This window comes from Gordonia sp. NPDC003504 (genome assembly GCF_053587995.1).
The window spans coordinates 176,320-188,402 of the sequence record NZ_JBSFPC010000003.1 but is presented as its reverse complement, the minus strand read 5'-3'; the positions used below and the strand labels follow the sequence as shown (position 1 = coordinate 188,402).

At 66.2% G+C, this 12,083-nt stretch carries 11 protein-coding genes and 1 pseudogene; 4 read left to right on the top strand and 8 right to left on the bottom strand.

The features are described 5' to 3' along the window. Positions 1-29: 29 nt before the first annotated feature. Positions 30-437 carry a YybH family protein gene (locus ACWDPV_RS08500; protein ID WP_348809349.1) on the bottom strand — a complete coding sequence of 136 codons (408 nt, stop codon included), beginning with the start codon at positions 435-437 and terminating at the stop codon, positions 30-32. Positions 438-536: 99 nt separating this feature from the next. Between ACWDPV_RS08500 and ACWDPV_RS08495 the strand changes: the two genes are divergently transcribed. Beyond that, positions 537-1,418: a LysR family transcriptional regulator gene (locus ACWDPV_RS08495; RefSeq protein WP_348809348.1), complete on the top strand. Its 882-nt coding sequence runs from the start codon at positions 537-539 to the stop codon at positions 1,416-1,418. Between the two features lies 1 nt (position 1,419). Here the strand turns inward: ACWDPV_RS08495 and ACWDPV_RS08490 are convergent, their stop codons facing one another. Both ACWDPV_RS08490 and ACWDPV_RS08485 read right to left on the bottom strand, forming a co-directional pair. Then, on the bottom strand, positions 1,420-2,187 hold the full coding sequence (locus ACWDPV_RS08490; RefSeq protein WP_348807125.1) for a lysophospholipid acyltransferase family protein: 768 nt from the start codon (positions 2,185-2,187) through the stop codon (positions 1,420-1,422). A gap of 79 nt (positions 2,188-2,266) precedes the next feature. Then, positions 2,267-3,127: a DUF5134 domain-containing protein gene (locus ACWDPV_RS08485; RefSeq protein ID WP_348807126.1), complete on the bottom strand. Its 861-nt coding sequence runs from the start codon at positions 3,125-3,127 to the stop codon at positions 2,267-2,269. Positions 3,128-3,211: 84 nt separating this feature from the next. Here ACWDPV_RS08485 and ACWDPV_RS08480 point away from each other — a divergent pair, with 84 nt between their 5' ends. Beyond that, positions 3,212-4,810: a Rieske 2Fe-2S domain-containing protein gene (locus ACWDPV_RS08480; protein ID WP_348809347.1), complete on the top strand. Its 1,599-nt coding sequence runs from the start codon at positions 3,212-3,214 to the stop codon at positions 4,808-4,810. Positions 4,811-5,026: 216 nt separating this feature from the next. Here the strand turns inward: ACWDPV_RS08480 and ACWDPV_RS08475 are convergent, their stop codons facing one another. After that, a complete protein-coding gene (locus tag ACWDPV_RS08475) occupies positions 5,027-5,371 on the bottom strand; it encodes a hypothetical protein (protein WP_449742574.1) in 345 nt (114 codons plus the stop codon). A 279-nt stretch (positions 5,372-5,650) separates the two neighbouring features. On the opposite strand from ACWDPV_RS08475, the pseudogene ACWDPV_RS08470 reads away from it, so the two are divergent. Further along, positions 5,651-7,173: pseudogene (locus ACWDPV_RS08470) on the top strand (basic amino acid/polyamine antiporter). A 63-nt stretch (positions 7,174-7,236) separates the two neighbouring features. Next, a complete protein-coding gene (locus tag ACWDPV_RS08465; protein WP_449742573.1) occupies positions 7,237-8,484 on the top strand; it encodes an arginine deiminase in 1,248 nt (415 codons plus the stop codon). Between the two features lie 33 nt (positions 8,485-8,517). Here ACWDPV_RS08465 and ACWDPV_RS08460 read toward each other — a convergent pair whose 3' ends face one another. Genes ACWDPV_RS08460 through ACWDPV_RS08445 form a run of 4 tightly spaced genes read right to left on the bottom strand, consistent with a single transcriptional unit; the run spans position 8,518 to position 12,074 of the window. Further along, complete coding sequence (locus ACWDPV_RS08460) at positions 8,518-9,381, bottom strand: DMT family transporter (RefSeq protein WP_449742572.1); 864 nt, start codon at positions 9,379-9,381, stop codon at positions 8,518-8,520. Positions 9,382-9,434: 53 nt separating this feature from the next. Then, positions 9,435-10,349, bottom strand: coding sequence for an EamA/RhaT family transporter (locus tag ACWDPV_RS08455; protein WP_348807135.1), 915 nt, complete (start codon positions 10,347-10,349; stop codon positions 9,435-9,437). A gap of 12 nt (positions 10,350-10,361) precedes the next feature. Then, positions 10,362-11,624, bottom strand: coding sequence for a serine--tRNA ligase (gene serS / locus ACWDPV_RS08450; RefSeq protein ID WP_449742571.1), 1,263 nt, complete (start codon positions 11,622-11,624; stop codon positions 10,362-10,364). 24 nt (positions 11,625-11,648) lie between these two features. Further along, complete coding sequence (locus ACWDPV_RS08445) at positions 11,649-12,074, bottom strand: ankyrin repeat domain-containing protein (protein ID WP_449742570.1); 426 nt, start codon at positions 12,072-12,074, stop codon at positions 11,649-11,651. Positions 12,075-12,083: the final 9 nt, after the last annotated feature.

Sequence of the window (12,083 nt, the reverse complement as noted above, 5' to 3'; positions counted from 1 at the left end):
CCCTATCGGTAGCCTCCGACAGCGAACCCTCAGTCGTCGCTCGACCGCACGAACTCGGGCTGATCGATGATCCGCACCCACGATCCGTCGGGCCGCTGCACGACCACCTGGGCTCGCGCTCCCGCGCCGTCCTTCGGCGGCGTGGAGGTGAGCGCGATGTCACCGAAATACAGGGTCGGCAGCGGCGGCTCCGGCGTGAAAGTCGGCCGGTCGGCCAGCACCGTCGCCCACAGATCGCGAATGGCATCGCGGCCACGGGTCACCTCTCCCGGCGGGAAGGCCATCACCGCATCCTCGTGATACAGCGAGGCCACAGCGTCGGCGTCGCCCGCATTCGAGAACTCGACGAACAGCCGGGTGATGTCCTCCGGGGTGGCGGCGGTGGGTCGGGTGGCGGTGGGTCGGGTGGCGGTGGGTCGGGTGGTGTCCGTCGACATGAGGTGGTCCTCTCCGGTGGTTGATGTGCTCCTCCAGCATCGAACGCATCCACACATAAGTCCAAGACGCATCTTTGATCTGAACTATCATTGGCAGTTATGGAACTCCGGCAGCTGGAGTACTTCGTCGCCGTCGCACAGTCGGGCTCGTTCACCCGGGCGGCCGAACTCACCCACACCTCACAACCCAACGTCAGCGCCCAGATCCGCGGCCTCGAACGCGAATGGGGCACAGCACTTTTCGAGCGTGTCGGCCGCACCGTCACCCTCAGCGACGCCGGTGCCGCCGCCCTCCCGCACGCTCGCGCGGCGCTGGATTCCGCGGCGGCCGCGGCAACAGCGGTCGCCGACGTCGGGCAGGTCATAGCCGGATCGCTGTCGGTGGGCATGGTCGATGGATGCACCATCGGCGCACTGTTCGATGCCTTCGCCGGGTTCCGGAGGGCTCACCCCGGCGTCCGGTTCTCCCTGTGCGAGGACGAATCCCCGGCACTCGCCGACCGCGTGCGCACCGCCGATCTCGACGTCGCGCTCACCGGCCTGGCCGGCACCACTCCGGCCGATCTGGCCTGCCAGGTGATCATCGCCGAGCACATCGTCGCCGTGGTACCGCGCGGTCATCACCTCGCCGGACGTGCCCGGCTCACCCCCACCGACCTGGCGGCCGAAACGCTCGTCGGGTTGCCGCGAGGCGCCGGCATCCGCACCGTCTTCGATCGCGGGTGTCCGGATCTGCGCATCGACGTCGAGGCCAGCTCACCCGATGCGATCCTGGCCCTGGTCCGCAGCGGCGTCGGCGTCGGCATCCTCAGCGAGTCGATCGCGGCCGGTGCCACCGACACCATCCGTGGCCTGCGCATTCGGGGCGTCGACGAGCAGGCGCTGCTGGCCCTGCTGTGGCGCCGGAGTCCCTCACCGGCGGTGGCGGCATTCGTCACCCGGGCCCGCACAGCCTTCGGAGTGGACCGAGTGACGAGGTGACCTACTCCGCCGAACCACCCTCACGCTGCGCACGCTTGGCCGCCTTCGCGGCCTGCTCCTCGGCGTCCATCCGGTTGGCCTCCTCGAGAGTCGGCGCGGAGCCGCCGAGGCGCGCGGGTACCCAGAACGCACCCTTCGGATGATCGGGGTAGCTTTCCTGCAACTCGAGCAGCTTCTCGCTCATCACCTTGTGTAGTTGGGCGGTGAGGGCGTCGGGATCACCGACCGGCTCTATCGGCTCGGCCACCCCGATGGCGATCGGCGTCTTGGTCCGACCCAACCGCTTCGGATGGCCCTTCGTCCACACCCGCTGCGCGCCCCAGATGACGGTCGGGATGATCGGCGCACCCGATTCGATCGCCATCCGCGCCGCACCCGACTTGAATTCCTTCAGCTCAAAACTGCGGCTGATCGTCGCCTCCGGATACACGCCGACGAGTTCGCCGTCCTTCAGGTACTCGACGGCGGTCCGGTAGCTCTCCGCCCCCTGAGCACGATCCACCGGAATGTGCTTGAGCGAGCGCATGATCGGACCCGAGTACTTGTTGTCGAAGACCTCTTTCTTCGCCATGAACCGCACATACCTCTTGCCCTGCAGGAAGGCCGGGATGCCGGCGTAGGTGAAGTCGAGGTAGCCGGTGTGATTGATGGCGACGACGCCGGGCCCGGTCTTGGGCACGTTCTCGACGCCGGACACCGAGAACTTGAGTCCCTCGGCCAGCCACAGGAGGCGCGCGGTGGTGATGACGGACGAGTACACGGGTTCCATGACAGACGAGCTTAGCGAGGTGGTTACGGGTGCGTAGCCGCGTGCCGAGAACTCGGCGCCGACGCGGCCGTCACGGCGCTCACAGCGAGAACCCGGCCATGCCCTGCATCCCGAAGAACATGTAGGCCATGCTCAACGCCATGAACGCCATCGCCAGCCGGTCCGGCCACCCGGACGGCAGGTAGGCGTCATCACCGGCGGTGTGGCTGTGTTCGGAGCCGGTATCGCTGCCCGCTCCCGGGGGCACGACCGAGTATCCGCGGAAGATGTCGCTGAGCCACCCGATCGCCTCGGCGACGAACCACACGATCAGGACGACACTGAGCAGTCCGCTCCACGACGCCATCGGCAGCCACATGTAGATCATTCCGGCCTGCTGAGCGAGCAGCAGCAGCCACAGCAACGAGAACGATCGTCGGCGGGCGAGCAGGCTGACGAGATAGGCCAGGACGAGCGCGCTGATGACGACGAAGAACCACATCTGTGCCCGCGAGACATCCGGCCCCCAGGACTCCGGCGGGCGGAACGACATGATCAGGTACATGTAGATCATCGACAGGCACATGACGATGTGCCCGAGGTGGAACCAGCGATTTCCGTGTCCGCGGATCACGCACGGCACGTGATGCAGAGCCGCGCCGAGCAGCAGGATCGACACGAGGATCGTCAGCCAGGGCGGGAACCAGTCGATCCCCGGTGCCATCTCGTGCATATCGGACTGCATCTCCATCGGCATGCCGGGCATCTCGTCGGCGAGCGTGATCATGGCGTTCCCCTGAACCTGGTCGGTCGTCATCTGCAGGGCGGTCATCACGATCACCCAGGACAGTGGTCGCCGGGGACAGCCCTGCGGTTCCGCGATGTGAGCGCGGTCATGCGTCGACAGGGCCGCACACGCCTCGCCGGAGGCGGCGCCGACAAACACAGCCCTACGGCCCACGACGTCACCACGCCGGGCTCGTTAGATTGGTATGTCGAAGCGACAGGCGCGCAGCCCCGCGCATGCGAAGCAGAAAGGCCCCACGTGCAGATCACCAGCATCGGCCATGCCGGATTCCACATCCAGACCTCGGCCGGGTCGATCCTCTGCGATCCCTGGACCAATCCGGCGTATTTCGCCTCGTGGATCCCGTTCCCGGACAATTCCGAGCTGGACTGGAAGGCCCTCGGCCAGTGCGATTACCTCTACGTCTCGCATCTGCACCGCGATCACTTCGACGAGCAGAACCTGCGGGACAACGTCAGCAAGGACGCGACGGTGCTGTTGCCCGACTACCCGGTGCCGGATCTGAAGCGGGAACTCGAGAAGCTCGGTTTCACCAAGTTCGTGGAGACCACCGACTCGGAGAAGACGACGGTCACCGGCCCCAAGGGCTCCCTCGATGTCATGATCATCGCGTTGCGTGCCCCCGCCGACGGCCCGATCGGCGACTCCGGTCTCATCGTCGACGACGGCGAGACCGTGGCGTTCAACATGAACGACGCCCGCCCCATCGACCTCGACGTCATCGACGAGCAGTTCGGTCGGGTCGACGTGCATCTGCTGCAGTACTCGGGCGCCATCTGGTATCCGATGGTCTACGACATCCCCCGCCGGTCCAAGGCGAACTTCGCCGCACAGAAGCGTCAGCGGGGCATGGATCGGGCCCGGTCCTACATCGAGCAGGTCGGCGCCACCTGGGTGGTGCCGTCGGCCGGTCCGCCGATGTTCCTCGACGAGGACCTGTTCTCGCTCAACGACTTCGGTTCGGGGATCGAGGGTTCGGACAACGAACGCCCCGGCGATGTCACCTCGATCTTCCCCGATCAGGAGACCTTCCTGGAGCAGATGCGGATCCACGGCACCGACGACGGCGTGAAGCATCGTGGGCTGATGATGGTGTCCGGTTCGGTCGCGAACTTCACCGGTGATGTTCTCGACGACGTCACGCATCCCTATGCGCCGCACGATGTTTTCGGCGAGAACAAGCAGGCCTATCTGGAGCGGATGAAGGAGAAGTTCGCCCCGGTGATCGCCGCGGAGAAGGCCGGCTGGGCGTCGGCCGAGGGCGATCCGCTGCTGCCGCCGCTCAAGGAACTCTTCGAGCCGATCATGGCCGCCTCCGACCTGATCTGCGACGGCATCGGCTACCCGGTCGGTCTGGTGATGGGCGAGGAGACCGTCGTCCTGGACTTCCCCAATCGCATCGTTCGCGAGCCGAAGGAGGGAGAGGGCAAGTACCGCTACGGTTTCCGGATCTCCCCGGAGATCGTGCGCACCGTCCTGCGCGACGACGAACCGGACTGGGTCAACACCATCTTCCTGTCGACGCGCTTCACCACCTGGCGCATCGGCGGATACAACGAGTACCTCTACACCTTCTTCAAGTGCCTCACCGACGAACGCATTGCCTACGCGGACGGCTGGTTCTCCGAGGCGCACGACGATTCGGCGTCGATCACCAAGGACGGCTGGCAGATTCAGCGCCGCTGCCCGCACCTCAAGGCCGACCTGAGCAAGTTCGGGGTGATCGAGGGCGAGAAGCTGACCTGCAACCTGCACGGCTGGCAGTGGGATCTGCCGACCGGCCGCTGCCTCACGTCCAAGGGACATGAGCTGCGCGCCAAGCACCTCGACGGCTGAGAGGTCGTGAGAGGTTCGGGGGTCACACCATGTGACCCCCGAACAGGGTCACCCGAAAGAGCCGCCGGGACCAAACCTACGCCGCCGGCGACCATTCCGGTCCGAGGGCGGTGGCGATCGAAGCCACCGTCAGGAACTCGATGAGCATCAGCGGTATCTCGGCCGCCGCGGTGGTCAGCACGCTACGTTCGTCGACGGACTGCAGCGCCGGAACCGTCAGGGTGACCGTCGTCCCCTGCTGCGCGCGGGCTCGACCTCCACATCGGCCATGGCGTCGAGTGCTCTCGGCGCCAAGCGATCTCGCAGGGTATCGGCGTCGAACATTCCGGTTCCGTTGTCGCACAACGTGCTCCGTCGGAATCGGCGATCAAAGTGGACCGCGACCTGATCCGTCCCGGAGTGTTTGGCCGAGTTGGTGATCGCCTCGCCGATCAGACCGACGATCCCCTCCCGACGCCATCGGGGCTGGGCACCGAGCGCCCGCTCCGGATCATCCGCATCGTCGACGGTGACGTCCCGGTCGAACACCCGGGCACCGGCCGGCACGACGATGTCGGACACACGTAGTGATTCGAGTTCGTCGAGCGCCTCGATGTCGGTGGTCGGTAGAAATGCCGAAAACGAAGGCGTGATGAACGATGGGTGTACGCTGGCCGATAGGAATCGCGGTCACGCCCGTGACCTGGGGTTATCGGTTCGCCTTCGCATCCTTGACCCCCGAAATGTGGACAAACAACTCGACATCGGCGCCCTCGCGCGACGTGCAGAATGAGCCTCGTGCATCATCGGTTCGCCGATATTCGATCCCCATTACGGCATCGCAGCGCAGGAGGATCATTCATGGCATCTCCGACGTCGGACACCGACCCGGCAACCACCACCGGCAAGGTCAATCTCGCCACCCTGACCGCCATGGTCGTCGGCTCCATGGTCGGATCGGGAGTATTCCTGTTGCCGAGGCGTTTCGGCACCTCGGCGCCATCATCGCCTGGGCGATCGCCGGCACCGGAATGCTGATGTTGGCCTTCGTCTTCCAGCGACTTGCCGTGCGCAAGCCGGCGCTGGACGCCGGAATCTTCGCCTACGCCAAGGACGGCTTCGGTGACTACGTCGGATTCAGCTCCGCCTTCGGTTTCTGGGCCTCGGCCTGTGCGGGCAACACGTCCTACTGGGTGCTGATCATGGCGACCACCAGCGCCCTGTTCCCGGCACTGGGAGACGGGTCGACGCTGCTGGCCGTCGTACTCTCCTCCGTCGGACTCTGGTTGTTCTGCTTCCTGATCAGTCGCGGCGTCCAGCAGGCGGCCATCATCAATCGCATCGCCACCATCGCCAAGGTCGTGCCGATCATCGTCTTCATCGTGCTCGCACTTGTCATGTTCGACGCCGGATACTTCTCCGACAACTTCTGGGGCGGAAACGGGATCGACTCCGGCTCGCTGTGGGAGCAGGTCAAGGGCACCATGCTCATCACGGTGTTCGTCTTCCTCGGCATCGAGGGCGCCAGCATGTACTCGCGGTTCGCCAAGAAGCGTGAGGATGTGGGCAGGGCAACGGTTTTCGGCTTCCTTGGCGTGCTCGGTGTCTTCGCCCTGGTCACCCTGGTCTCCTACGGCGCGATGCCGCAGGGCCAACTCGCCGAGGTCGACCAGCCGTCGATGGCATCGGTACTGGAATTGCTTGTCGGCGAGTGGGGTTCGGTGTTCATCCGCATCGGCGTGATCCTCTCGGTGCTCGGCGCCTACCTCGCCTGGACACTGATGGCAGCCGAGATCCTCTATATCCCCGCCCGCACCGCGGACATGCCGAAGTTCCTCTCGCGCACCAACAAGGCCGACGCCCCGGTCCCGGCACTGATCTTCGCGACCGGCCTGGTGCAGATCCTGCTGATCATCATCCTGTTCGTCGACGACGCCCTGGACTTCATGCTGGATCTGACCTCGGCGTTGGCACTGCTTCCGTATCTGCTCGCCGCCGCCTACATGCTCAAACTCACGCTCACCCGCGAAACCTACGACGGCGAACCGGGTTCCGAAGGCAGCCGCGGCAGAGGCACCGACATGACGATCGCCGTCGTCGCGGTGATCTACACCGTTTTCCTGCTGTGGGCAGCCGGAATCGACAAACTCTTGTTGTCCTGCATCCTGTTCGCCCTCGGCACAATCCTCTACGTCATCGCCCGGCGCGAGCAGAAGCTGCCCGTCTTCCGGCGATTCGAGGCCGCGATCTTCGGCGTATTCCTGGTGGGTGCGATCGGCGGTGTCATCTACCTCGCCACCGGAGCCGAGGACATCTACGACCATCCCGAACAGGAGCGGCACTCCAACTACGTCGAATATCCCGAAGCCGGACAACCGGATTGACCTCCGACCGAACGGCCACCACCTCATCGGACAGGCACACATCATCGAGACAGGACGGACGCAATGACTGCACCATCAGCGAAGTACGGGGTTCATTCCGAGGTCGGGAAACTGCACAAGGTTCTGGTGTGCTCCCCAGGACTCGCGCACGAACGACTGACCCCCACCAACTCCGACGAACTCCTCTTCGACGACGTGCTCTGGGTGCAGAACGCCAAACGCGATCACTTCGACTTCGTCACCAAGATGCGTGACCGCGGCGTCGACGTCGTCGAGCTGCACAACGTCCTCACCGAGACGATGGACATTCCCGAGGCACGCACGTGGCTGCTCGACCGCAAGATCGTCGCCAACGAGACCGGCATTGGGCTCGTCGGCGCCACCCGCGAATTCCTCGACGACATCAGCACACGTGACCTCACGAAGTTCCTGATCGGCGGATTGTCCACGGTGGACCTGCCCACCGAACTGCGCCCCCGCTACATCGATCTGGTCGACGAGGCCACCGGACGCGGCGAGTACCTGATGCCGCCGCTGCCCAACACCCTCTACACCCGCGACACCACCTGCTGGATCTACGGCGGCCTCACCCTGAATCCGTTGTATTGGCCTGCGCGCCATGCTGAAACACTGTTGATGAAGGCCATCTATCAGTTCCACCCCGACTTCGTCGGCTCGGCGGTGTGGTGGGGCGATCCGGAAAAGTCCTGGGGCGCAGCAACCATCGAAGGCGGAGACGTGCTGGTGCCGGGCAACGGCGTGGTGCTGATCGGCATGAGTGAACGCACCTCCCGCCAGGCGGTCACCCAGGTGGCCCGCGACCTGTTCGCCGCGGGCGCCGCCGAGAAGGTGGTGGTGGCGGGGATGCCGAAACTGCGGTCGGCCATGCACCTCGACACGGTGTTCACCTTCGCCGACCGCGACCTGGTATCGGTATACCCCACCATCATCGACGCGGTCCGCCCGTTCACCCTGGTGCCCAGCGACGCCGAACCCGGCGTCGAGGTCATCACCGAGACCGACCACTTCCTCAAGGTGGTACAGAAGGCCCTCGGGCTCGACGGTCTGCGGGTGGTGGAGGCCGGCGGCACCGCCTACGCCTCGGAACGCCAGCAGTGGGACAGCGGCAACAACCTGGTGGCCGTGGAGCCCGGCGTCGTCTTCGCCTATGACCGCAACACCTACACCAACGCCCTGCTGCGCAAGCAGGGCGTCGAGGTGATCACCATCGTCGGTGCCGAACTGGGCCGCGGACGCGGCGGCGGGCACTGCATGACCTGCCCGATCATCCGGGATCCGTTGCCCGCCTGATCTCCCCGCCGCGTCGATTCACACCTGTGAGCGTCAGGCGTTCTCGGCCTGCTCGACCTCGGTGACCGCCGACGACGTCGCCACCACCATGGCGCCGGCGACCGCGACGACGAAGGCGGTCACGGCAATCGGCCCCCATCCCGATCGCACGGTGTCGCCGAGCCAGAGAATGCCGACGGCACTGGGGATCACGGTCTCGCCGACCACGATCGACGCGGCGGCCGCGCTCACCGATCCGGTCTGCAACGCGATGGTGAACAGGTAGAAGCCGCCGAGACCGCACGCCACCACGGCGTAGGCGGCCGGGTCGGTCAGCAGCGTCGGCAGGTCGAACGGATCGAGTCCGTCGACAAGGCGTACGGCCACCGCCATCACACCGAACAGGGTGCCGCCGAGCAGGCCCGCCATCACCGCGACGCGACCGGTGAGCAACCGCATCCCGATGAGGCCGGCCACGAGGAGTCCCAGTCCGATCCCCAGGACCATCCAGTGGCCGGATTCGGTGTTGTCGTGTCCCTCCTCACCGGCCGACACCCCGAGCACCACCAACGCGACCACGACCGCCACGATCGCCCAACGATCCCGCATCCGAAGACCGATGTGCAGGACGATCGATGCGAGCACCGCGGTGACCGCGAGATTGGCCGCGATGATGGGCTGTACGAGGAACAGCGGCGCGGTGCGCGCGGCGAACAGATTGCCGAGGAAGCCCAGTCCGTCGAGGACCAGTCCGGTGATGAACGTGGCGGTGAGCATCGCCGCGATGGTGGACCGCAGGCTCGGCGCGCCGTGGCCATTCGTGTCGTCGGGGACACTCGTGGCGCCCTTGGCCTGCAGCACCGACGCCGTGCCGTAGGCGCATGCGGCCACGATCGCCGCGACGATGCCGATCACCATGAGTGTCAGTATGACCGGTCACGACGGGAGCGACCGGGCCCCGGCGCGGCGCGTCAGCCGTGTCCGTATCCCGCGGGCCGGTTGGTCAGGTCGGCCTTCTCGACCGCGGTCACCGCACTCGACGACGCCAGCACCACACCGCCCAGGACGGAGGCGACGAAGGCCACGATCGCCGCCGGGCCCCAGCCGTCGCGGACCAGATCGCCGAGGAAGATCAGTCCGACCGCACCGGGCAGAACGGTCTGCCCCACCACCAGGGCGGCCGCGGCGCCGTTGACCGACCCCGTCTGCAGGGCGACGGTGAACAGGTAGAAGCCACCCATGCCGCTGAGCAGCAGCGCATACAGCGCCGGGTCAGTGAACAACACACCCGGCTCAAAGGGGCTGACACCGTCCAGGATTCGCGACGCCACCGCCATCACTCCGAACACCGCACCGGCGATCAGACCGGTCGCCGCGGCAATGTGGCGACGCATCGTGCGCATCACCACCAGTCCGAGACCGAACAGTCCGAGACCTGCCACCAGCACCGCCCAGTGCATCCACCACATGTCGTCGGCGCCTTCCCGGCCCGCCGACACCGCCAGCAGGATCAACGAGAACACCACCACCGCACCGGCGATCCAGTCGCGCGTGCTCAGGCCGACCTTCAGCACCACCATCGCGAGCAGCGCGGTCGCGACGAGGCGCGCGGAAATAATGGTCTGCGACAGGAACAGCGGGATGAGTCGCGCCGAGGCGAGGGTCGCGATGAAACCGACGATGTCGAAGATGAACCCAATCAGGAACGGGACCGTCAGCATCGTCGCCGCCGTCGACCGCAACGACGGATGCGCCTTGTTCGACTCACGGCGTTCCTCACGGATCGCCGCGCGTTGGGCCACCTGATCGGCGCCGAGCGCCTGGAGTACGGCCGCCGCGGCGAAGGCGAATGCGCCGATCACCGCGACGATGATTCCGAGGGTCATCGCGAACTCACATCACGACATTGAGGGGGTGAGCACCTCGGTGCCGACGAAACGCGCGAGTTCCGGCGGCAGTACCACCGAACCGTCGGGCTGCTGATGGTTCTCCAGGATCGCGACCAGCCAGCGTGTGGTGGCCAGCGTGCCGTTCAGTGTGGCCGCGACCTGAGGCTTGCCGGTCTCGTCGCGATAGCGGATGGACAGTCGACGAGCCTGGAAGGTCGTGCAGTTCGACGTCGAGGTGAGCTCGCGATAGGTGTCCTGGGTGGGCACCCAGGCCTCGCAGTCGAATTTGCGGGCCGCCGACGATCCGAGGTCACCGCCGGCGACGTCGATGACGCGATACGGCACGTCGATCGCCGCGAGCATCTCCTTCTCCCAGCCGAGCAGCTTCTGGTGTTCGGCCTGCGCCTCCTCGGGTTTGCAGTAGATGAAACCCTCGACCTTGTCGAACTGGTGCACGCGCAGGATGCCGCGGGTGTCCTTGCCGTAGGAACCGGCCTCGCGGCGGAAGCAGCTCGACCATCCGGCATAGCGCTTGGGCCCATCGGCGAGATCGATGATCTCGTTCATGTGGTAGCCGGCCAGCGGCACCTCGGAGGTACCGACCAAGTAAAGATCGTCGTCCTTGTCGAGGTGATAGACCTCGTCGGCATGCGCACCGAGGAATCCCGTGCCGCCCATCACCTCCGGACGCACCAGCACCGGCGGGATCATCAGGGTGAAACCGTTGGCGGCGGCCTTCTGTGCGGCCATCGTCAGCAGCCCCAGCTGCAGCATCGCGCCGAAGCCGGTCAGGAAGTAGAACCGCGACCCGGACACCTTGGCGCCACGTTCCATGTCAATCAGGCCGAGGGATTCGCCGAGTTCGAGGTGATCCTTCGGGTTCTCGATCGGGTGGGGCTCACCGACGTGCTCAAGCACGACGTAATCGTCCTCGCCGCCGGGCGGTGCCCCCTCGACGACGTTGGAGATCGCGATGTGCGCGGCCTTCGACGCCTCGTCGGCCTCGGTCTGACGCGCCACCGCGGCCTTGACCTGGTCGGCGAGTTCCTTGCCCTTGGCGAGCAACGCCGTCTTCTCGTCGCCGGACGCCTTGCCGACCTGCTTGCCGAGGGTCTTCTGCTCCGAACGCAGCGCATCGGCCTCGACGATCGCTGCCCGACGCGTCGCATCCGCGGAGAGCAGCTGGTCGACCAGTCCGGGGTCTTCGCCACGGACCCGCTGGGACTCGCGAACACGGTCGGGGTTCTCACGCAGAATCTTGAGGTCGATCACGAGAAAAAACCTTACGCGAGCTGATCAGGAGTCCCAGAGTCGCAGGTAGTCGTCGCGGCCGAACATCGTCGCCGTGTCGTGCGCGGTGGGTGCCCCCGCTCGGGGATCGGCGCCCGCCCCGACGAGTGCCGCGACCACGTCGTCGACTCCCTTGAACACCGCCCCGGCGAGCGGTGTCTGACCACGATCGTTGGCCAGGTCGACGTCGGCGCCACGCTCGGCGAGCGCCATCACCGTGTCGGCGTGCCCGTGATAGGCGGCCAGCATGAGCAGCGAGTCCCCGGACCGATTGCGCAGGTCCGGGGGTGCACCGGCGTCGAGGTAGGCGGCGAGTTCGGCGGTCGCACCGGCCCGGGCGAGGTCGAAGAGCCGGGTCGCCAACTCGATCACGGCCGGGTCGATGTCAGGTCCGGGGGCGTGGCCTTCGGGCTCATCGGCGTGCGCAGACACGGGCTCGAG

Coding starts and splice junctions, on each gene's coding strand:
- ACWDPV_RS08500 (WP_348809349.1), bottom strand. CDS start 437: ATGTCGACGGACACCACCCGACCCACCGCCACCCGACCCACCGCCACC.
- ACWDPV_RS08495 (WP_348809348.1), top strand. CDS start 537: ATGGAACTCCGGCAGCTGGAGTACTTCGTCGCCGTCGCACAGTCGGGC.
- ACWDPV_RS08490 (WP_348807125.1), bottom strand. CDS start 2,187: ATGGAACCCGTGTACTCGTCCGTCATCACCACCGCGCGCCTCCTGTGG.
- ACWDPV_RS08465 (WP_449742573.1), top strand. CDS start 7,237: ATGACTGCACCATCAGCGAAGTACGGGGTTCATTCCGAGGTCGGGAAA.
- ACWDPV_RS08460 (WP_449742572.1), bottom strand. CDS start 9,381: ATGGTGATCGGCATCGTCGCGGCGATCGTGGCCGCATGCGCCTACGGC.
- ACWDPV_RS08455 (WP_348807135.1), bottom strand. CDS start 10,349: ATGACCCTCGGAATCATCGTCGCGGTGATCGGCGCATTCGCCTTCGCC.